The 21408-nt window shown below is 56.1% G+C and carries 22 protein-coding genes; 10 read left to right on the plus strand and 12 right to left on the minus strand.

Annotation, left to right across the window (positions count from 1 at the left end; translation table 11 throughout):
* Positions 1-49: 49 nt before the first annotated feature.
* Positions 50-355, plus strand: coding sequence for a hypothetical protein (locus KGP24_RS09825; RefSeq protein ID WP_194401097.1), 306 nt, complete (start codon positions 50-52; stop codon positions 353-355).
* Here the strand turns inward: KGP24_RS09825 and KGP24_RS09830 are convergent, their stop codons facing one another.
* Positions 356-700 carry a DUF488 domain-containing protein gene (locus KGP24_RS09830; RefSeq protein ID WP_047061597.1) on the minus strand — a complete coding sequence of 115 codons (345 nt, stop codon included), beginning with the start codon at positions 698-700 and terminating at the stop codon, positions 356-358.
* 101 nt (positions 701-801) lie between these two features.
* Here KGP24_RS09830 and KGP24_RS09835 point away from each other — a divergent pair, with 101 nt between their 5' ends.
* Complete coding sequence (locus KGP24_RS09835) at positions 802-1509, plus strand: CTP synthase (RefSeq protein WP_223563174.1); 708 nt, start codon at positions 802-804, stop codon at positions 1507-1509.
* Between the two features lie 32 nt (positions 1510-1541).
* On the opposite strand, the gene KGP24_RS09840 is transcribed toward KGP24_RS09835, so the two are convergent.
* On the minus strand, positions 1542-2729 hold the full coding sequence (locus KGP24_RS09840) for a CynX/NimT family MFS transporter (RefSeq protein WP_223563175.1): 1188 nt from the start codon (positions 2727-2729) through the stop codon (positions 1542-1544).
* Between the two features lie 99 nt (positions 2730-2828).
* Here KGP24_RS09840 and KGP24_RS09845 point away from each other — a divergent pair, with 99 nt between their 5' ends.
* Complete coding sequence (locus KGP24_RS09845; RefSeq protein ID WP_282454306.1) at positions 2829-3620, plus strand: helix-turn-helix transcriptional regulator; 792 nt, start codon at positions 2829-2831, stop codon at positions 3618-3620.
* Here the strand turns inward: KGP24_RS09845 and KGP24_RS09850 are convergent.
* Positions 3604-4050: a DUF441 domain-containing protein gene (locus tag KGP24_RS09850; RefSeq protein WP_024908579.1), complete on the minus strand. Its 447-nt coding sequence runs from the start codon at positions 4048-4050 to the stop codon at positions 3604-3606. The two genes, KGP24_RS09845 and KGP24_RS09850, sit on opposite strands and share 17 nt — an antisense overlap.
* Positions 4051-4196: 146 nt before the next feature.
* Here KGP24_RS09850 and yoaI point away from each other — a divergent pair, with 146 nt between their 5' ends.
* Positions 4197-4301 carry a small membrane protein YoaI gene (yoaI, locus tag KGP24_RS09855; protein WP_223563176.1) on the plus strand — a complete coding sequence of 35 codons (105 nt, stop codon included), beginning with the start codon at positions 4197-4199 and terminating at the stop codon, positions 4299-4301.
* Positions 4302-4322: 21 nt separating this feature from the next.
* On the opposite strand, the gene KGP24_RS09860 is transcribed toward yoaI, so the two are convergent.
* From KGP24_RS09860 to yeaG, 3 genes are all read right to left on the minus strand, one after another.
* Complete coding sequence (locus KGP24_RS09860; protein ID WP_223563177.1) at positions 4323-4823, minus strand: YbaK/prolyl-tRNA synthetase associated domain-containing protein; 501 nt, start codon at positions 4821-4823, stop codon at positions 4323-4325.
* Positions 4824-4921: 98 nt separating this feature from the next.
* Positions 4922-6205 (minus strand): YeaH/YhbH family protein, encoded by a 1284-nt coding sequence (locus KGP24_RS09865; protein WP_023292702.1) that lies wholly within the window; start codon positions 6203-6205, stop codon positions 4922-4924.
* Between the two features lie 75 nt (positions 6206-6280).
* A complete protein-coding gene (gene yeaG, locus KGP24_RS09870; RefSeq protein WP_223563178.1) occupies positions 6281-8215 on the minus strand; it encodes a protein kinase YeaG in 1935 nt (644 codons plus the stop codon).
* A 430-nt stretch (positions 8216-8645) separates the two neighbouring features.
* Between yeaG and KGP24_RS09875 the strand changes: the two genes are divergently transcribed.
* Positions 8646-9392 (plus strand): MipA/OmpV family protein, encoded by a 747-nt coding sequence (locus tag KGP24_RS09875; protein WP_223563179.1) that lies wholly within the window; start codon positions 8646-8648, stop codon positions 9390-9392.
* 78 nt (positions 9393-9470) lie between these two features.
* Here KGP24_RS09875 and KGP24_RS09880 read toward each other — a convergent pair whose 3' ends face one another.
* Positions 9471-10355, minus strand: a complete 885-nt coding sequence (locus KGP24_RS09880; protein WP_223563180.1) for a D-hexose-6-phosphate mutarotase — start codon at positions 10353-10355, stop codon at positions 9471-9473.
* A gap of 72 nt (positions 10356-10427) precedes the next feature.
* Complete coding sequence (gene gapA / locus KGP24_RS09885; protein ID WP_014831506.1) at positions 10428-11423, minus strand: glyceraldehyde-3-phosphate dehydrogenase; 996 nt, start codon at positions 11421-11423, stop codon at positions 10428-10430.
* A gap of 341 nt (positions 11424-11764) precedes the next feature.
* Here gapA and msrB point away from each other — a divergent pair, with 341 nt between their 5' ends.
* A complete protein-coding gene (msrB, locus tag KGP24_RS09890) occupies positions 11765-12178 on the plus strand; it encodes a peptide-methionine (R)-S-oxide reductase MsrB (RefSeq protein ID WP_008500710.1) in 414 nt (137 codons plus the stop codon).
* A gap of 41 nt (positions 12179-12219) precedes the next feature.
* Positions 12220-12498 (plus strand): YeaC family protein, encoded by a 279-nt coding sequence (locus KGP24_RS09895; RefSeq protein ID WP_048977352.1) that lies wholly within the window; start codon positions 12220-12222, stop codon positions 12496-12498.
* Between the two features lie 60 nt (positions 12499-12558).
* Here the strand turns inward: KGP24_RS09895 and KGP24_RS09900 are convergent, their stop codons facing one another.
* From KGP24_RS09900 to sppA, 4 genes are all read right to left on the minus strand, one after another.
* Positions 12559-13815, minus strand: a complete 1257-nt coding sequence (locus KGP24_RS09900) for a glycoside hydrolase family 18 protein (protein WP_223563181.1) — start codon at positions 13813-13815, stop codon at positions 12559-12561.
* Positions 13816-13990: 175 nt separating this feature from the next.
* On the minus strand, positions 13991-14632 hold the full coding sequence (gene pncA / locus KGP24_RS09905; RefSeq protein WP_223563182.1) for a bifunctional nicotinamidase/pyrazinamidase: 642 nt from the start codon (positions 14630-14632) through the stop codon (positions 13991-13993).
* 9 nt (positions 14633-14641) lie between these two features.
* Positions 14642-15658 (minus strand): asparaginase, encoded by a 1017-nt coding sequence (gene ansA, locus KGP24_RS09910; RefSeq protein WP_223563183.1) that lies wholly within the window; start codon positions 15656-15658, stop codon positions 14642-14644.
* Positions 15659-15721: 63 nt separating this feature from the next.
* Positions 15722-17578 carry a signal peptide peptidase SppA gene (sppA, locus tag KGP24_RS09915; RefSeq protein ID WP_223563184.1) on the minus strand — a complete coding sequence of 619 codons (1857 nt, stop codon included), beginning with the start codon at positions 17576-17578 and terminating at the stop codon, positions 15722-15724.
* Between the two features lie 167 nt (positions 17579-17745).
* On the opposite strand from sppA, the gene KGP24_RS09920 reads away from it, so the two are divergent.
* The 3 genes from KGP24_RS09920 (at position 17746) to KGP24_RS09930 (ending at position 21369) form a co-directional block, all read left to right on the plus strand.
* Entirely contained in the window at positions 17746-18297 is a 552-nt protein-coding gene (locus tag KGP24_RS09920) for an NAD(P)H nitroreductase (RefSeq protein ID WP_223563185.1), read from the plus strand.
* A 116-nt stretch (positions 18298-18413) separates the two neighbouring features.
* Positions 18414-19457 (plus strand): selenide, water dikinase SelD, encoded by a 1044-nt coding sequence (selD, locus tag KGP24_RS09925; RefSeq protein WP_223563186.1) that lies wholly within the window; start codon positions 18414-18416, stop codon positions 19455-19457.
* A 4-nt stretch (positions 19458-19461) separates the two neighbouring features.
* Entirely contained in the window at positions 19462-21369 is a 1908-nt protein-coding gene (locus KGP24_RS09930) for a DNA topoisomerase III (RefSeq protein ID WP_223563187.1), read from the plus strand.
* Positions 21370-21408: the final 39 nt, after the last annotated feature.

Below are 21408 nucleotides of genomic sequence, written 5' to 3' on the forward strand. Positions count from 1 at the left end.
TTAGGATAATTCTTAGCTAGTTTCTGGCTACCGTTACCGTGAGAGAAGTATGTTTCAGCTTAAACCGGGCAGCATGGCGATGATCATCGGTGCCCGCACGGCGTCAGGCCGTCGCAATATTGGTAAATCTGTTGAGCTGTTTGGCCTGTGCCAGCCTGGCCTGCGTTTCGTTAACCCGGTCAACGGCGTGATGACGCAATTACCCGCTACCTCAGATCGCGCGCTTTGGCTGGTGACAGGTGATGTTTACGCCTTTGACAATCAGCATGGCTTTGCGTTTGTCCGCGCCGAACATCTGATGCCGCTCACTCCCGATGAGGCGCCGCAAATTCTCGATGAGCTGGCGATCGGCTGATCAGAGATGGCGCAGCCAGTCGGCTAATACCAGGGCGTGATTTTGCTTCGTGTCTTTGGCAGCAAAGAGCAGGGTCACGGTCTGCCTGTTCGCCAGCGTCGCCAGACGCATTCCCTCGTCAGCATGCTGAGCCAGCTCTTCCCGATAGGCCTTACTGAAGGCGGCAAAATCAATGGTTTCGCTATGAAAGGCCTTGCGTAATTCATTCGAGGGCGTGAGCGCTTTACACCATTCATCATACGCGAGGTCCGTTTTTTTCACCCCGCGAGGCCACAGCTTGTCCACCAGCACCCGATAGCCGTCGTCCGGACCTGCCTGTTCGTATACGCGTTTGCATTGAATCATAATTCCACCCTCCCAATTTAAGGTATTGTGATAATTGCAGAAGATCGGTAGTCTGAGGTTCCTTATGTTATCTGATAATACTCTGGCATAAGGAACCTTTCATGGAACACCTCCCGGTTAAAACGACGCTGCGCATTGCGCTGGTTGGCGATTACAATCCCAATGTAATTGCGCATCAGGCGATCCCGCTGGCCATTGACGACGCCGCCGCAGTCCTTGACCTCACCGCCGATTACGACTGGCTTGCCACCACGGAGCTGACAAGCCCTGAAGATCTGGTGGGCTACGATGCCATCTGGCTGGTTCCTGCCAGCCCCTATAAAAACACCGAGGCGGCCTTTATCGCCGCACGCTACGCCCGCGAAAACGGCATACCGTTCCTTGGCACCTGCGGCGGATTCCAGCACGCGCTGATTGAGTATGCCCGTAATGTGTTGGGCTGGGCTGATGCGGCACATGCCGAGACGGATAGCGAAGGCACCATGGTGATTGCGCCGCTGACCTGCTCGCTGGTGGAAAAAACCGATGCGATTGAGCTGCGCAAAAATACGCTGATCGCGAAAGCGTACGGCAAGCCGGAAATTGAAGAGGGCTATCACTGTAACTATGGCGTGTCGCCGGCGTTTGCTCAGGCGCTGGAAAGCGGTGATATGCATGTTACGGGCTGGGACGAACAGGGGGAGATTCGCGCTGCAGAATTGGTTACGCACCCGTTCTTCGTGATCACCTTATTCCAGCATGAGCGTGCCGCGCTGGAAGGACGCCCGGTCGTGCTGGTGCAGGCGATGCTGCGCGCGGCTCGCGGGTAAGAAAAGGCAGACCCGATGGTCTGCCACAGTCTTTAACGAGGCGCGATCTCCCGGTCTCGCCCGGCAAGCACGCCGCAGAGCGCCATTATCACGGCGGCCAGCGCGCAGCCCAGTAGCGGGATTTGCCAGTCTCCTGCGGTATCGTGAATTTTCCCCATCAGCGGAGGGCCGCAGGCGGCGAGCAGATAGCCAATCGACTGCGCCATGCCGGACAGCGCCGCAGCCTGATGCGCGGAGCTGGCGCGCAGACCGATGAACGTCAGGCCGAGGATCATCGTTGCCCCTGTGCCAAAGCCAAACACCAGCGTCCACATCACCGCCATGTCAGGCATAAACCATAGCCCCGCCGCGCTTACCGCGCACAACAGCGCCACTGCGCCTGCAATGGCCCGCTGATCTTTCAGACGGTGGAGGACCAGCGGCACGGCAAGCCCCGGCACGGCCGTGGCCAGCTGCAGCAGCCCGTGCACCGAGCCGGCCTGCGCTTCGCTGTAGCCGTGGCTAAGCAATATCGCCGGCAGCCAGCCGATGATGACGTAGTAAATCAGCGAGTTAATACCCAAAAAGAGCGTTACCTGCCAGGCGAGGGCCGAGCGCCAGATGGCGCGGTTTTGCAGCGCGCCTGCGCCCGTTACCGTTGCAACGTGTTTCTGACGCCACTGCGGCAGCCAGAGCAGCAGCGCGACCAGCGGAAACGCCATCAGCATCAGCAGCGCGCCATGCCAGCCCGCATTCCCCTGCGCCAGGGGAACTATCATCGCTGAGCCAAACGCCGCCGAGACGCCCATCGTCAGGGAATAGGCTCCGGTGAGCTTCGCTACCTGGCCCGGAAAATCACGTTTAATTAATCCGGGTAACAGCACGTTCCCGAGCGCAATCCCGCAGCCAATGACCGCGGTTCCGATGAAAAGCAGCGCGGCGGAAGGCAGCGAGCGAAGTGCAATTCCGGCGCAAATCAGCAGCAGGGCGACAAACAGGCTGCGCTCCATGCCGATTCGTCGGGCAATGCCTGCGGCGAGGGGCGAGACAAGGGCGAAAGCCAGCAGGGGCAGGGTGGTCAGCAGACCGGTTTGCGCCGTGCTTAAGCCATAATCAAGACGAATAGTGTCGAGCAGCGGGGCTGCCCCGGTAAAGGTGACGCGAAGCGTAGTGGCAATCATCAGGATGCCTGCAATCAACAGCGCGCCGTGTTTTCCTGAGGTGCGAATAGCAGTAGTCATTATGTTCTCATACGTTCAAGCGAGGGCACACAATACCGATTTTCTCAGCGGTTGAAATCAGGCTAAAATGACAGTTTATCGCTAAAATCGGACAAACTGATGATTGGTCTGGGACTGGAGGGCTACAATCCTGATAGCCAGTACGATGCGGCCGTCGCATTTCGCATTCGCGTGGTGGCGGAGGAACAATATATTCCCCGACATCATCACCGTAAGGGACAGCTGATTCTGGCCCTCGGCGGCGCAATCACCTGTGAAGTGGAAAATGCCATGCTGATGGTTCCGCCCCAGTATGCCGTCTGGATCCCTGGCCAAATGCCGCACAGCAACAGGGCCACGCCGGGCGCGCAGCTCTGCTTTTTGTTCATTGAACCGGGGGCGGCAAGCTTGCCCGACCGCTGCTGTACCCTGAAAATCTCTCCTCTGGTGCGGGAGCTGATTTTATCCCTGGCGGAAAAACCGCGTGAACAACTTCCTCTTGCGGCCACATCGCGCCTGGTGGACGTCCTGTTTGACGAGCTGCCGCTCCAGCGTCAGGAGCATCTGCAGCTGCCCGTGTCGCCCCATCCTAAAATTCGGCTGATGAGCGAGAAAATGGCGGAAGAGCCTGCCGCCTGGCAAACGCTGGCGCAGTGGGCGAGCCATTTTGCCATGAGCGAACGCAGCCTGGCGCGGCTGGTGGTGAAAGAGACCGGTTTAAGCTTTCGCCGCTGGCGTCATCAGCTGCAGCTGATCGTGGCGTTACAGCATTTGATCGGTGGGAAATCGGTACAGCAGGTGGCACAGGCACTCGGCTATGACTCTACCACCGCGTTTATCACCATGTTCAGGAAGGGACTAGGCCAGACGCCGGCGCGTTATATGGCCAGCCTGACTACGACTTCCCGATAAACAGAGAGACCAGGCCTGCCGCAATCAGCGGCCCCACCGGAACGCCGCGGAAGAGCGCCACGCCCAGAACGGTACCCACCAGCAGACCCGCCACCAGAGAGGGCTGGCTGCTCATTAGCGTAACGCCGCGTCCGCCCAGCCATGAAACAAAAATCCCCACCGCGATTGCCACCAGCGATTTCCAGTTTACAAACGAGTGCAGCAGGGTTGAGGCGGGAAGCGTGCCGCTGGCGATGGGCGCCATTACCCCGATGGTTAAAATGATGATCCCGATGGTGAGGCCTTGTTTTTCTATCCACGGGAAAAAGGTATTTAACGGGGTCACGCGAACAATAATAAGCACCAGAATCGAGATGGCGACGGTGGTGTTATGGCTGACAAAGCCGAGTGCGGCAAGTGCCAGAAGAATGAGCAGAGTAGGGTCAAACATAGGGGAATCCTTGCCAAAATAATTAACCTGCATACTGTACGCGCAAACGCGACGCAGGACAGTTTTAAAAAGATTTTATTGTTGTCATAACCTTGTCATTTACGCGGATTAAAACGGAGGCAGATATCGCAAAAGAGGTCGCCATCATGAACGATCGCATGTTTGTTGAAATGCTGATTATCTCCTCATCGTTTTTCGCTATTGCCGTTATTCTCGTCGCCTCCGTGCTGTTTCTGGAAAGAAAAGGCTGACAGGGTCGTGAGCCATCACGGTTACGCTTTATGGAAGGTCACCAGCTCAGGACGAGCGATGCGCAGGTAATCCTGGGTATCCATAATCACGGATTTCTCCAGCAGGCCGGCGTTAAAGGCGATTTCGTCAAAGCGCTCGAACAGCAGCGGGTCGGCAACCAGTGCTAAATCAGGATGGAAGCTAAAGGGCGGTATAGCGCCGAAAACGCAGGCGGTCAGAGCATCAACTTCGGCCGGGCTGGCGAGGGAGGCCTTTAGCCCGCCAAAATGGCTGGCAAGCTGGCTCAGGTCAGCCTGCAGATCGGCGGCGAGGATCGCCAGAACGTGTTTTTTTACGCCGTTTCCCTTCACTTTGCAGACCAGGGCCTTTGCGCCTTGCCGCAGATCGGTCCCGCGAATTTCACTTACCGCTTCACACTTCCCGACCGCTTCGTGCTCCATGACGCGAAACCGCGCGCCCTGCTCGGTGAGTAAAGTAATCAGTTGCTGGTGGGTTCCTGCCCCAATAATGTCGTCAGTCATAACGATTTCCCGGTGATAATCCAGTATGCAGCGTTCTACATTAGCACGGGATGAACGGGGTCGAAAGAAAACAGCCAGCGCGTTCGCTGGCTGTTGGATTAGGCGTTGCTGGTAGCAGATTGCTTGTGGAACAGCTCCCTGAACACCGGATAAATATCATCCTGGTCACGGATATGCTGCATGGCAAAATTATCGAACATCGATTGCAGATGTTCATACTCCCGCCACAGGGTCTGGTGCGCGCGACGGGTAATCTCGATATAGCTGTAGTAACGCACCACCGGCAGAATCTTCTTCGCCAGGATCTCGTGACACAGCGGTGAGTCGTCGGCCCAGTTGTCGCCATCGGACGCCTGCGCGGCATAAATATTCCACTGCGCCGGGTCGTAACGCTCTTTGACCACTTCATCCATCAGCTTCAGGGCGCTTGATACGATGGTCCCACCGGTCTCCTGCGAGTAGAAGAACTCATGTTCATCCACCTCTTTCGCCTGAGTATGGTGACGGATATAGACCACCTCCACGTTCTTATAGGTTCTGCTCAGGAACAGATAGAGCAGAATATAAAAACGCTTCGCCATATCCTTGGTGGCCTGGTCCATCGATCCTGAAACGTCCATCAGACAGAACATCACCGCCTGGCTGGAGGGCTCCGGGCGTTTTTCGTAATTCTTGTAGCGCAGGTCAAAGGTGTCAATAAACGGTACCCGTTCGATCTTCGCCCTCAGCTCTGCAATCTCTTTACGCAGACGCTCCTCTTCCAGCAGTTGCGCCGGTTCCGTATTTTCCACGACCTTCAGGCTGCTCTCCAGCTCACGCAGTTCGCGACGTTTGCCTGCCGTCATCGCCGTTCGTCGCGCCAGCGAATTTTGCAACGAACGCACTACGCTGATATTGGCGGGCACGCCGTTGGCGGTATAGCCAGCGCGATGGGTTTTATATTCATTAAGCTGACGATGCTGATTCTTTTTAAGATTCGGCAGCGCCAGGTCTTCGAACAGCAGGTCGAGATATTCATCTTTCGAAATCTGGAAGACAAATTCGTCCTGACCTTCACCGTCCTGGCTGGCCTGTCCCTGACCGCTTCCTGAACCACCGCCGCCGCCCTGAGGGCGCTCAATTCTGTCGTTCTGAACGAAGTGGTCATTACCTGGGTGTACGCGATGGCGCAGGCCGCCTCGCCCCTGATGAAACATCGGTTCGCTGATGTCATCGGTGGGGATGGAGACGGATTCGCCGCTGTCGACGTCGGTCACCGAGCGTTTGTTGATGGCCTCGGAGATAGACTGTTTAATTTGCGCTTTATAACGACGCAAGAAGCGCTGGCGGTTCACCGTGCTCTTGTTTTTGCCGTTAAGACGCCGGTCAATAAACCAGGTCATATACCCCCCGTACTGCATTTGCCAACTTGCATTTTGTAGGCCCGGTCAGCGCTAACCGCCACCGGGCACTTGTTTTTAAGACGATTTACGCACGCGCAGATACCATTCGCAAAGCAGGCGAACCTGCTTGCGGGTGTAGCCTTTTTCCATCATACGGTCGACAAAATCGTCGTGTTTTTTCTGCTCATCGGTTGAGGTTTTGGCGTTAAACGAGATCACCGGCAGCAGCTCTTCGGTATTGGAGAACATTTTCTTCTCAATGACCGTGCGCAGTTTCTCGTAGCTGGTCCAGTTCGGATTGCGCCCGTTGTTATGCGCTCTGGCGCGCAGGACGAAGTTCACAATCTCGTTACGGAAGTCTTTCGGGTTGCTGATCCCGGCAGGCTTCTCAATTTTTTCCAGCTCCGCGTTCAGGGATTCTCGGTCAAACAGCTGGCCGGTATCCGGGTCGCGGTACTCCTGATCCTGGATCCAGAAATCAGCATAGGTGACATAACGGTCGAAAATGTTCTGCCCGTATTCTGAATAGGATTCCAGGTAGGCCGTCTGGATCTCTTTGCCAATGAACTCGGCGTATTTCGGGATCAGGTAACCTTTCAGGAACTCAAGGTAGCGTTCCGCCTGCTCCTGCGGGAACTGCTCGCGTTCGATTTGCTGTTCCAGCACGTAGAACAGATGGACCGGGTTGGCCGCCACTTCCGTATGGTCAAAGTTAAATACGCGGGAGAGGATCTTAAACGCGAATCGCGTGGACAGACCGTTCATCCCCTCATCAACCCCGGCATAGTCGCGGTATTCCTGATACGACTTCGCTTTCGGGTCGGTATCTTTCAGGCTTTCACCGTCATAGACGCGCATTTTCGAATAGATGCTGGAGTTTTCCGGCTCTTTCAGACGCGAAAGGATAGAGAAGCGCGACAGCGTTTCCAGCGTTCCGGGCGCGCAGGGTGCATGCACCAGCTCACTGTGGTTAAGCAGCTTCTCGTAAATTTTGATCTCTTCGGAGATCCGCAGGCAATAAGGCACCTTGACGATGTACACGCGGTCAAGGAAGGCCTCATTGTTTTTGTTATTACGGAAGGTGACCCATTCAGATTCGTTCGAGTGGGCGAGAATAATCCCGTTAAACGGCAGGGCGGAGATACCTTCCGTCCCGTTGTAGTTGCCTTCCTGAGTAGCCGTCAGCAGAGGATGCAGCACTTTGATGGGCGCTTTAAACATCTCGACGAATTCCATGACCCCCTGGTTAGCGCGGCACAGCGCGCCCGAGTAACCGTAGGCATCCGGGTCGTTTTGCGCGAAGTTTTCCAGCTTGCGGATGTCGACTTTACCCACCAGAGCCGAGATGTCCTGGTTGTTCTCATCACCGGGTTCTGTCTTGGCGATGGCGATCTGTTCAAGGATGGATGGCCAGACTTTCACCACGCGGAATTTGGTGATGTCGCCACCAAACTCATGCAGGCGTTTTGCCGCCCACGGCGACATGATGGTGCCGAGATAGCGACGCGGGATACCGTATTCTTTATCCAGAATCTGTGCATCTTCCTGCGGATTGAACAAGCACAGCGGATGGTCATTCACTGGACTACGCTCGCCGTTAGCGCTCAGCACGTAGATAGGCACGCGCTGCATCAGCGACTTCAGGCGCTCAGCCAGCGAGGATTTACCGCCACCCACCGGACCGAGTAAATAGAGGATCTGTTTCTTCTCTTCCAGACCCTGAGCGGCATGCTTCAGATAGGAGACAATCTGTTCGATGGCATCTTCCATACCATAGAACTCTTCAAACGCCGGGTATCGGGCGACCACCCGATTCGAAAAGAGACGGGAAAGCCGAGGCTCCAGGGCAGTGTCAACCATGTTTGGCTCACCAATAGCCATCAATAGCCGTTCTGCCGCATTGGCATAGGCACTGCGATCTTGCCGACAGATGGTAAGAAACTCCTGCAGTGTGAACTCTTCGTCCTTGGCAGCTTCATAGCGCTGGCGATAGTGATCGAATATATTCATGGCATGCCGTCCTTTCGTTTTTTAGCACAGGATAAGAGCCGTTCGTATGAGTAGTGGAGGCTCCCGGAAGAGAATCTCTCGCACCTCACTGCCAGAGCAGCAACCTGTGTGCCAGGTCAGACGCTAAGAACCGCAGGTGTTCAGGAAAACTCTTCTTAAATTAAAGCGTAGATGGCATTTGCAAAACTTGCATGCCCATAAAATCTACTTTCAATGGCATATCAATAACTCATCCAAAAATTTCCACTCCGGTAATAAGGCAAAAGCACGTTTTTCATGCAGCGGTCATGTAAATGAAAGCAGGTTGTCATCTAATAAGTTAAAAATAATGGGTTAATCGGACTAATTAGCAGGCAAAAAATTTTGGGATGTACGGGAATGGCGGTTACACTTCACCCGCTGATTATTTGACTACAGGAAAGAATGGATTGTGACCAAACTCAAACTTCTGGCATTAGGCATCCTTGCCGCGACCGCAGTAAGCACCGCACAGTCGGAAAGTCAGTGGACGGTTGGCGCGGGTGTTGGCGTCATTAACAGCCCGTACAAACAGTATGACCGTGATGTGTATCCTGTTCCCGTTATCACCTATGAAGGGGATAACGTCTGGTTCCGCGGGCTCGGCGGCGGCTACTATCTCTGGAACGATACGGCCGATAAGCTCTCCATCATGGCCTACTACGATCCTACGCACTTCAAGCCTGGTGACAGCGACAGCAACGCGCTTCGCCAGCTCGACAAGCGTAAAAGCTCAATGATGGCCGGCCTATCTTATGTGCATAACACCCAGTATGGCTTCCTGCGTACGGCCCTGGCAGGCGATACGCTGGATAACAGCAATGGGTTTATCTGGGATCTGGCGTGGTTGTACCGCTATACCAACGGTGCATTGACCCTGACTCCGGGTATCGGTGTGCAGTACAGCAGCGAGAATTACAACGACTACTATTACGGTGTCTCTAAAAACGAGTCCCGTCGTAGCGGTCTGAAGAGCTATAGCGCCGATGACGGCTGGGATCCGTACCTGGAGCTGACCGCGAGCTACAACTTCCTTGGCGACTGGAGCGTGTACGGTACTGGCCGTTATGAACGTCTGAGCGACGAAGTGAAGGATAGCCCGATGGTCGACAAATCGTGGGCAGGTATTTTCTCTGTCGGCGTGAGCTACAAGTTCTGATTGCGCACTAATATTGTGCAATTCGTGCATTAAAACGGGGCGCTTGCGCCCCGTTTGCTTTATCGTGGTGCGGTGAAATTATCGCTTAACAATGCGAATCGTCTGGCCTAAACGAGACGGTTTTTCTTCGCTCGCTTTCTGCGGGGTGGTCACGCAGGCTGTTTCCACGCAGACGAACGTTTTATATCCGTCGTCAGGCATATCGGCCATGCTCACGGACAGTGCAGGGCCCGGGTTCCAGCCTACCACGTTGCTGTGATGGTGATGAACCACTTCAATGCCGCGGTTCAGGGCGCCGTCGTGGATCACGCTGCACGCTTCCGGGTGCAGGTAGACGCGGTCGGTGCGGTCAGGGAATGCCTGTACTCCGTCGCTCAGTTTACCTTCTTTCGCGTTATCCACTTTGTCGATAAAGGTATCGCCCAGGCCGCTCACCTTCACTGCGCTAATATCACCTACGTTGAAGTAGGTGTGCAGTGCTGCGGTGGTTTCAAACTCACCGTGGGCTTCCAGTTCGATTTCGCAGGTTTTACCCAGCTTAAAGCGGGCGTACAGGGTGAAATCGTGCGGCCAGAGGGCGCGGGTTTCATCATTAGCCTGCAGCTCAAAGGTCAGCACTGTGCCGTTGTCATCTTCATTATGTGCTTTGAGCGTCCACTGCTGGTTACGGGCAAACCCGTGAGACGGTAAATCCGGCTGCGCGGACGGGCCGAACCACGGCCAGCAGATCGGTATCCCACCGCGGATAGCTGCCCCTTTTTTGAAGGAGGTCGCATCGCTCAGCCACAAACCTTCGGCTTCGCCTTCCGGTTTCCAGGAGAGCAGGTGGGCGCCGTTCAGCGCTACGGACGCTTTAACGCGTGGGTGGTCAACGACGATGATATCAGCACCGTCAATCTGACGGCGGGAGAGCACAGGGGTAAGTTGTTCGACTACCGGAAGTGCAAAAATTTTATTAATCATTAAGCAATCCTCTGTCTTATAAATAAAAAAGGCGACCGAAGTCGCCTTTTTGGATCAAGCACTCATCTCAACTTATTTGGAGATGTGAGCGATCAGGTCCAGTACTTTGTTAGAGTAACCGGTTTCGTTGTCGTACCAGGATACCAGTTTAACGAAGTTGTCGTTCAGTGCGATACCCGCTTTAGCATCGAACACGGAAGTGCACACTTCGCCGTTGAAATCGGTAGATACAACGTCGTCTTCGGTGTAGCCCAGAACGCCTTTCATTGCGCCTTCGGAAGCAGCTTTGATTGCTTTCTTAATTTCTTCATAAGAAGCAGCTTTTTCCAGACGAACGGTCAGGTCAACAACGGATACGTTAGGAGTTGGAACGCGGAACGCCATACCAGTCAGTTTGCCATTCAGTTCTGGCAGTACTTTACCTACAGCTTTAGCAGCACCGGTAGAGGATGGGATGATGTTCTGAGCCGCGCCACGGCCGCCACGCCAGTCTTTGTGAGACGGGCCATCAACGGTTTTCTGAGTAGCGGTGGTTGCGTGAACGGTAGTCATCAGACCTTCGATGATGCCGAAGTTGTCGTTGATAACTTTAGCCAGCGGTGCCAGGCAGTTGGTGGTGCAGGATGCGTTAGACACGATATCCTGGCCAGCGTAAGTTTCGAAGTTTGCACCACGAACGAACATTGGGGTGTTGTCTTTGGATGGACCAGTCAGAACAACTTTCTTCGCACCTGCGGTGATGTGTTTACGCGCAGTTTCGTCGGTCAGGAAAATACCGGTTGCTTCAGCAACAACGTCAACACCGATTTCGTTCCATTTCAGGTTAGCTGGGTCTTTTTCAGCAGTAACGCGGATGGTTTTGCCATTAACAACCAGGTGGCCGTCTTTCACTTCAACGGTGCCGTCGAAACGACCGTGAGTTGAGTCGTACTTCAGCATGTACGCCATGTATTCAGCGTCCAGGAGATCGTTGATACCAACGATTTCGATGTCAGAACGTTTCTGAGCAGCACGGAAAACAATACGGCCGATACGGCCAAAACCGTTGATACCTACTTTGATAGTCATATATTCCACCAGCTATTTGTTAGTGAATAAAAGGTTGCCTGTAAAATTACAAAAACCTTACGCAGCGTCAAGCGGAATCGTGTCAATCATTGCGACAAATCAATCCTGTGACTAACGTTTGTGCGACTGACTCGCCTCACTTTCCCTTTGAGCTTGCAACCACATGGGGGCTGCGCCCGGGATTTTAAAGTCGTCGCAGGATAAAAATGTGAACATGATCACAATTGCCTGACCGCTTTTTCGCGACACATAAGTTTAGATCAAAAGTGCACGCAAGGGTGTTAATGTTTTGTTAGAATCCGGGGTAAAAGATGTCTGTTTCTACAGCGAGATGTAAGCATATGTCGAACCAACGTAACCCTGACGATTTGAAAAAAAACCTCACAGAAATGCAGTTTTACGTGACGCAGAATCACGGAACGGAACCGCCGTTCACCGGGCGTTTACTGCACAACAAGCGAGACGGCGTCTACCACTGCCTGGTCTGTGATGCCCCCCTGTTCAATTCACAAACGAAATTTGATTCTGGCTGCGGCTGGCCGAGTTTCTACGAGCCGGTGAGCGATGAGGCAATCCGCTACCTGACCGACTCGTCGCACGGCATGGTGCGCACGGAAATTCGCTGCGGCAACTGCGATGCGCACCTTGGGCACGTCTTCCCGGATGGCCCGCAGCCAACGGGCGAGCGTTTCTGCGTGAATTCAGCCTCAATGAGCTTCACCGATGATGAAAACGGTGACCAGATTAAGGGTTGAAAAAACGATTCAGCAAATTATTCCTTTGAAAGGGCGCGAGTGTGAATATTGAAGACATGATTAGCGGCATGACGCCGGAGATTTATCAGCGTCTGGTGACCGCCGTAGAGCTGGGAAAATGGCCAGACGGCGTTGCGCTGACGCCGGAGCAAAAAGAGAACAGTCTGCAGCTGGTGATGTTGTGGCAGGCGCGCAATAACACCGACGCGCAGCACATGACAATCGACACCAAAGGCCAGATGGTCATGAAGAGCAAGCGCGAGCTGAAAGAAGATTTTGGTATCACGCCGAAGCCGATTGCGACGATGAAAATGCAATAACGGTGCGGGTTGATGCCCTCACCCAACCCTCTCCCACGGGGAGAGGGCTTGATTGTCTTACTACTTATGCGGGCTCCCGAGTGACTCCGCCAGCTGTTTCGCTAACTGATTGTTGTCATCAGCCCCGTACTCCCAGAACATGGCTCCGGCGAGACCTTTCTCTTTGATGTAGTCCGCTTTGATCGCAACGGAACGTGGGTTCTCATACGAAATCGCAAACTGCGCGTTGCCATCGGCACCCTTCACCGAGAGCCACGGCACTTTCGCCTGGTCGTCCCAGTGCTCGGTAAAGCGCTTCTGCGGATCGTTCAACAGCTTCTTCACGATATCGTTGTACTTCACGTAGGTATCTTTGGTCAGGTCATAGCCGAGTGACTTGAACAACCCGATCTCCTGAGGTCCGAAGTAGGGCTGGGTAACCGGATTTTTTTGCGCATCCGGTTTCGTCCAGTCGATCCCCGACTCTACGGCGCGTTTCGGTACGCGGCCATAGAAACCAATCCCGAGGTTCATCTGCTGCGGCTTCAGCCCGGCGGCCAGATAGTTGTTCACCACAAAATCCACGCTGTACTTGTCTGCGGCAGCCACCGTCGGCCAGGCGCTTGAGTCATACAGGTTGGCATTGAAGTACTGCGTACCGTACGCCATGTCGTAGGTCATCAGGTTGATGTAGTCGAGCAGGGGCGCGATGGCTTTGATATCCACCCAGCTTTTCGGACTTTCCGCATTCGCGCCTACCGCAATAGTAACCAGCTTTTTATGCCCGAACGCCGCGCGCATCTCTTTCAGCAGGGTGGTGAAGTTATCCCGGTCGGCGGGCTGGCTTGCGACCAGACCCCAGGCGCCGTTGACCGGATACTCCCAGTCGAGATCGATCCCGTCCAGGTTGTATTTGTCGACAATCTCCTGCGCGGAGCGGATAAACACCGCGCGCGTCTCCTTGGTTGCCGCTGCGCCAGAGAAGCCACGCGCGCCCCAGCCGCCTACGGAAAGCAGCACTTTGAGGTTCGGGTTTTGTTTACGCAGGGTCGGGATGAGGGCCAGATCGGCGGCGACTTTTGGCGATAGCCAGATCTGATGCAGTTTCGCCGGATCTTTTAGCGCGGCGTTGGTTTCGTCTTTTTCGTCGTTATAGACCAGACCAAACGAGTAGTTCAGGTGGGTGATCTGACGAACGTCCAGTTTATTGATATCGCCACCCGGTCCGGCGGTGACATCTCCACCCCCGTTAAAGTAGCCAACGGACATGAGGGTACTGGCGGAGGCAACTGACGCGCAAAGCAAGGGTAATGCTGCCAGCAAGGGCAAACGTTTCATACAAGTTCCTCTTTGACTTAACAAAACGACCACGCCACAGAAAAGGCGTGGCGAAAAAACAGCCTGACGAGAATAGCATTGCCGCTTCGCTGAGGATGCGAGGGAGTTCACTTTATGGGAGAGAGGAGAGGGTTGTTTTGCCGGGTAAGCGTCTGCGCTACCCGGCTTAAAAAGCTTACGCCTGCGTTTCCAGCCAGTCTTCGAGCGTATACAGCGTTGCGCCTTCCGCAGCCATATCCATAAACGCCTGAGCGCTGTCCTGCGGGTGAATATTCACCCCGCGGCAGCCGTCGGTGATGACGCTGACGGTATAACCTAACTGGAGCGCGTCCAGCACGGTAAACTTCACGCAGTAATCCGTTGCCAGGCCCAGCACAATCAGCTCCGTGATTTCGTGGTGACGTAACCACGCGTCCAGCGCCGTTTTCTGGCGATGCCCGTTATCAAAAAACGCGCTATAGCTGTCGATAGACGGATTTTCACCTTTATGGAACACCGCATCGATGGCTTTCTGGTTCAGGAGCGGATGCAGCTCCGCGCCTTCCGTCTGCTGTACGCAGTGATCCGGCCAGAAGGTTTGCGCCAGCCCGTCGAGTTCACCTTGGGTGAACGGCTCAACGTTGTGCTGGCTGGCAAAGCTGCCATGGTTCGTCGGGTGCCAGTCCTGGCTTGCAACAACCGCTTCACCGCGAGATTTGCACCAGTCAATCAGCGTGTTTGCCACGTCAACGGTGCTGTCACCTTCGGCGACGGCCAGCGCACCGCCCGCGCAGAAATCATTTTGCAAATCGACCAGTAGCAGGGCGCGTTGCTTCATGAGCACTCCTTATTCGTCCGGGGTCAGCTCGCCGCGCAGGTTTTGCATCATCGCGCTGCGAATGGACTGAATGTCCAGATCCTGACTCAGTAAATAGTGAAGTTTAGTCAGCGTTGCCTCAACGGTCATATCGAAGCCGCTGATAACCCCCGCATGCGCCAGCGCGTTACCGGTGGCATAGCCGCCCATGTTGACCTTTCCGGACATACACTGTGTCAGGTTCACGACCACAATTCCGCGCTCGCTGGCTTCATGAAGCTCTTTCAGGAATTCGCCGTTCTGCGGCGCATTGCCCACGCCGTAGGAGCGCAGAATCAGCGCTTTCACCGGCTGGCGCAGGAAGTTACGCACCACGTCCGCAGAGATACCCGGGTAGATAGTGACCACGCCAATCGGTTGCGGAGTAATCGGATGCACAATCAGCTCGCCGGCGGTGTTCGGCGCAGGCGGCGTGCCCAGACGACGGATATGAATCCCAGCCTCCAGCAGCGGCTGCAGGTTAGGGGACGCGAAGGCGTCAAAACCGTCGGCATGGGCTTTGGTGGTGCGGTTGCCGCGATAGAGGCGGTTGTTGAAGAACAGCGACACTTCATTGATCGGGTAATTCGCCGCCACGTACAGGGAGTTTAGCAGGTTGATCTGCCCGTCCGAGCGCAGCTCCGCCAGCGGGATTTGCGATCCGGTGACGATAACCGGCTTGCTCAGGTTCTCAAGCATGAAGGAGAGCGCCGAGGCTGTAAACGCCATGGTGTCGGTGCCGTGCAGGATCACGAAGCCGTCGTACTGGTCGTAATGGGCTTTAATGTCATCCGCGATGTGCTGCCAGTCTTCCGGCGTCATGTCGGAGGAGTCCATCAGCGGCTCGTATTCGTGGATGGTGAAGTCAGGCATTTCCGGACGGTGGAATTCAGGCATCAGCGCAAGCTGACGCTGCAGGTGGCCGGAGACGGGGATATAGCCGTTTTCAGAGCGCTGCATACCGATGGTACCGCCAGTGTAGGCTACATAAATCGATTTCTTCTGCATGGTAGTGAGTTCTTGTTCTTCAAAAGAAAAAAATCCCCTCTTCGCGGGAAGAGGGGACGGATTTTAACGGACGTTAGCGCAGGTCAGGCAAAACGCGTAACGACTCTGTGGATCGTTAAAGGCCGCGAGCTTATCGCTTTCCGCCTTCATCGCTTTCGCTGCGGTGGCGACCGGCGCAGGCAGGTAAGCCTGCATCGCCTCCGGCAACATGGCGCGTACCGAGCCGGACATGCTGTCCATGACCATATCGAAGAACGAAGGCTCGTCCTGATAATACTCGATATGCCACTGCTTGAGTTTCGCCAGCTCGGCGGCTTTCTTCACCGCATCATCGAAGTCGCCAAGGCTGTCTACCAGACCGTTGCTCTTCGCATCCTGGCCGGTCCAGACGTGGCCCTGCGCGATCTGGTCGATCTGCTCAGGCGTCTTTTTACGCGAGTCCGCTACCAGGGTGATAAAGCGTTTATAGCCGTTCTCAATGCTGAGCTGCATCATCTCAGAGACTTCCGGCGGCAGGGATTTGGTCACCGACACATCCGCCAGCGGGGAGGTGGCCACGCCATCGGTATGCACGCCCAGAGAATCCAGGCTGTTCTCCACGGTGTTGATCACCCCGAAGATGCCAATCGAACCGGTCAGCGTGCTTGGGTTCGCCACGATGTAGTTGGCTGGCGTTGAGATCCAGTAACCCCCGGAGGCGGCCATTCCGCCCATGGATACGACCACCGGCTTGCCGGCGGCGCGCGCCGCGGCCAGTTCAGCGCGGATCACCTCGGAGGCGCTGACGCTGCCGCCAGGGCTGTTCACCCGCAGGACAATCGCTTTCACTTTCGGATCCAGGCGAGCATCGCGGATTTGTGACGCGGTAGTATCACCGCCCACGTTCCCCGGGGTCTCCTGACCGTCCATGATGGCGCCGTTGGCAAACACCACCGCGACGCTGTCACCGTTCTCATCCGGTTTCTTCGCCGAGTAATCGTACATGCTGATGGCGCTGTAATTTTTGTCCTCTTTGCTCCAGCCAAACTGTTTGCTCAGGGATTTTTCAATCTCGGGGCTGGTGCCCAGGGCATCAACCAGTTTGTTATCGAGCGCATATTTGGCGGTATCACCGTCAACCTTGCGCAGGCCTTCCAGCACGCCCTGCGCGCCAGGGAACGCCTGCTCAGGCGTAATCTGGCGGTTGGCGGCAACGGTGCCGAGATAGTTCTGCCACAGCTCGCCAATCCAGCGGCTGTCCGCTTCGCGGGCGGCAGGAGACATGTCGTCGCGGATAAACGGCTCTACGGCTGATTTATACGTGCCGACGCGGAAGACGTGGGTGGTGACCTTCAGCTTGTCGAGCAGCGATTTGTAGTACAGGCCGTTGGTGGCAAAGCCGTGCAGATCCACCGTGCCCTGCGGGGAGAGCCAGATTTTATTGGCGAAGCTCGCCAGATAATATTGCCCCTGGCTGTAGCTGTCGCCCACGGCAATCACAGGCTTGCCGCTGTCGCGGAATTCGCGCAGCGCTTTACCGATGTACTGCATAGAAGGCTGATCGCCTCCGGCAAAATCTTTCAGATCCAGCACGATCCCGGTGATGTTCCGGTCGTCTTTGGCCTGGCGGATGGTATCGACGATATCGAACAGGGAATTTTCCTGCAGACGGTCTGATGTCGCGCCAAACAGCTGGCGGCTGATTGCCCCCAGGCGGTTGCTGGCGGACGGTTTATCTACGATAACGCCGGTGATATCGAGTAACAGAGCCCCGCGAGTAGAATGCTGCGCCTGATTCGCGTTGCTGATATGTATCCAGATGCCCGCACACACCAGAACCAGCAGGATGAAGAAGATGTTCATCACCAGGTTGCGGACGAAGTTGAGCAGTCGCCACGTCCATTTAAAGAAACCGGCAATGATTCGCCAAAGGGTTCGCATGTATTCTCCCTAACCAGAAAATGACTGTTTCCGTCGCCACTGGACGGTAATGTTGGGTTATCGTAATGACCCAACCGCCACTTGTCAGCAGGAATCGCCTGCCAGGCTGTAACAAAATCTGCCGTCGTGTTAATTTTGTGAGTAAATTTCAAGAAAGGAGTTAACCAATGGACGCACTCGAACTGCTTGTTAACCGCCGTAGCGCTTCCCGTCTGGCCGAACCTGCCCCGGCAGGCGAGCAGCTGGAGAACATTCTGCGTGCCGGCATGCGTGCCCCCGATCACGGCACGCTGCAGCCGTGGCACTTCTTTGTGATTGAAGGCGAAGGCCGCGATCGTTTCAGCCAGCTGCTGGAGCAGGGTGCGGTGGCCGCCGGGCAGGATGAGAAAGGTATCGACAAGGCGCGTAATGCCCCGTTCCGCGCCCCGATGATCGTCACCGTCGTGGCGAAATGTCAGGCTGGCCATAAGGTGCCGGTCTGGGAGCAGGAGATGTCCGCAGGCTGTGCGGTGATGGCGATGCAAATGGCCGCCGTCGCGCAGGGTTTTAACGGGATCTGGCGTACCGGAGCGCTGACCGAAAGCCCGGCGGTTCGTGACGGTTTTGGCTGCGGTGAGCATGACAAAATTGTCGGCTTCCTCTATCTCGGCACCCCGCAGCTTAAAGCCTCCAGCACCATCAGCGTGCCGGACACCACGCCTTTCGTCAGCCGTTTCTGATAACGCACGCTAAACTGTCTGGATTCTGAGCATCTGCCGCAGAATTCAGACGGTCATACTTACCTCTTTATGGAATGAGCGCTACCATAGCGCGATTGAGATGACAGGAGACGTCCATGAGCGAGCAAACCATTCGTTTAACGCAGTACAGCCACGGAGCCGGTTGCGGTTGTAAAATTTCCCCGAAAGTGCTGGAGACCATCCTGCACAGTGAACAGGCGAAGTTTGTCGACCCGAACCTGCTTGTCGGCAACGAAACGCGTGACGATGCTGCAGTTTATGACTTAGGTAACGGCACCAGCATTATCAGCACCACCGACTTCTTTATGCCGATTGTCGACAACCCGTTCGACTTCGGCCGTATTGCGGCCACCAACGCCATCAGCGATATCTTCGCGATGGGCGGTAAGCCAATCATGGCGATTGCCATTCTGGGTTGGCCGATCAACACCATCCCGCCGGAAGTGGCCCGTGAAGTGATTGATGGCGGACGTTTTGCCTGCCAGCAGGCGGGGATTGCGCTGGCCGGCGGTCACTCTATTGATGCGCCCGAACCTATCTTTGGCCTGGCGGTGACGGGCGTGGTGCCGACCGACCGCGTGAAGCGCAACAGCACCGCGCAGGCGGGCTGCAAGCTGTTCCTTACCAAGCCGCTTGGCATTGGCGTGCTGACAACCGCCGAGAAAAAATCCCTGCTGAAACCGGAGCACAAGGGCCTTGCAACGGAAGTCATGTGCCAGATGAACCTCGCCGGTGCGGCGCTTGCCAATATCGACGGCGTGAAGGCGATGACCGACGTCACCGGTTTTGGTCTGCTGGGACACCTCTCTGAAGTGTGTCAGGGCGCGGGCGTACAGGCGCAGGTCTGGTATCAGGACGTGCCGAAGCTGCCGGGCGTGGAGGAGTATATTGCTCAGGACGCGGTCCCGGGCGGTACCCAGCGTAACTTCGCCAGCTACGGTCACCTGATGGGCGAAATGCCTGAGGAGTGGCGCAACCTGCTGTGCGATCCGCAAACTTCCGGCGGCCTGCTGCTGGCGGTCACGCCGGAATCCGAAGCCGAGGTTCAGGCCACTGCCGCCGAGTTCGGCATCACCCTGACGGCGATCGGCGAGCTGGTGACCGCGCGCGGCGGTCGTCCGATGATTGAGATCCGTTAATTCGATGCGGTTGTTTATTGCCGAAAAGCCGAGCCTGGCCCGTGCCATTGCCGATGTGCTGCCTAAGCCGCATCGCAAAGGCGACGGCTTTATCGAATGCGGTAACGGGCAGGTGGTCACCTGGTGTATTGGTCACCTGCTTGAGCAGGCGCAGCCGGACGTCTACGACAGCCGCTACGCCCGCTGGAACCTGAACGATCTGCCCATCGTGCCGGAAAAATGGCGCCTGCAGCCCCGGCCTTCGGTCACCAAACAGCTCAACGTGATCAAGCGTTTCCTGCATGAAGCGGCTGAAATCGTGCACGCGGGTGACCCGGACAGGGAAGGGCAGCTCCTGGTCGATGAAGTGCTGGACTACCTGGAGCTGGCACCTGAAAAGCGTCAGCAGGTGCAGCGCTGTTTAATTAACGACCTCAACCCGCAGGCCGTCGAGCGAGCCATTTCGCGCCTGCGCGCCAACAGCGAGTTTATTCCGCTGTGCGTTTCCGCGCTGGCGCGTGCGCGCGCGGACTGGCTGTACGGTATCAACATGACTCGCGCCTACACCATCCTCGGGCGCAACGCAGGCTATCAGGGCGTACTCTCCGTGGGCCGCGTGCAGACGCCGGTGCTGGGGCTGGTCGTGCGTCGTGACGAAGAGATTGAGAACTTCGTCGCCAAAGATTTCTTTGAAGTGAAAGCGCATATCGTCACCCCAAAAGACGAGCGCTTTACCGCCGTCTGGCAGCCGAGCGACGCCTGCGAATCGTATCAGGATGAAGAGGGGCGTTTGCTGCACCGCCCGCTGGCGGAGCATGTGGTTAACCGCATTACCGGTCAGCCGGCTATCGTCACCAGCTATAACGATAAACGGGAATCAGAACCCGCGCCGCTGCCGTTCTCGCTGTCGGCTCTGCAGATTGAGGCCGCGAAGCGCTTTGGCCTCAGCGCGCAGAACGTGCTGGACATCTGCCAGAAGCTCTACGAAACCCATAAGCTCATCACCTACCCGCGTTCGGACAGCCGCTATCTGCCTGAAGAGCACTTTGCCGGACGCCATTCGGTGATGAACGCCATCAGCGTCCACGCGCCGGATCTGCTGCCGCAGCCGGCGGTGAACCCGGACACCCATAACCGCTGCTGGGACGACAAAAAGGTGGACGCTCACCACGCGATTATCCCGACGGCGCGCGCCAGCAGCGTCAACCTGACCGACAACGAAGCGAAGGTCTATAACCTGATCGCCCGTCAGTACCTGATGCAGTTCTGCCCGGACGCGGTATTCCGTAAGTGCGTGATTGAGCTTGAGATAGCCAAAGGCAAGTTTATCGCCAAAGCGCGTTTCCTCGCAGAAGCAGGCTGGCGCACGCTGCTGGGGAATAAAGAGCGCGACGAAGAGAACGACGGCACGCCGCTGCCGGTGGTCGCTAAAGATGACGAACTGCTGTGCGAGAAGGGCGAAGTGGTTGAACGTCAGACCCAGCCGCCGCGCCATTTCACCGATGCGACGCTGCTGTCGGCGATGACCGGGATAGCCCGGTTTGTGCAGGATAAAGATCTGAAGAAGATCCTGCGCGCCACCGACGGTCTGGGTACGGAAGCAACCCGCGCGGGGATCATCGAGCTGCTCTTTAAGCGCGGCTTCCTGGAGAAAAAGGGACGCTACATCCACTCAACGGAACCGGGCCGGGCGCTGATCCACTCTCTGCCGGAGCTGGCCGCGAGGCCGGACATGACCGCGCACTGGGAATCGGTGCTGACGCAGATCAGCGAGAAGCAGTGCCGCTATCAGGACTTTATGCAGCCGCTGGTGGGAACGCTTTACCAGCTTATCGATCAGGCGCGCAGCACGCCGGTAAAAACGTTCAGGGGGATGGTTGCTCCCGGTGGTGGCGCGAAGAAACCGTTTAAAAAGAAAAAGAGCGCGGCCTGATACGCCTGGTTTTCTCCCTCTCCCGGTGGGAGAGGGCCG

The organism is Enterobacter sp. JBIWA008, assembly GCF_019968765.1.
Taxonomy (GTDB): Bacteria; Pseudomonadota; Gammaproteobacteria; order Enterobacterales; family Enterobacteriaceae; genus Enterobacter.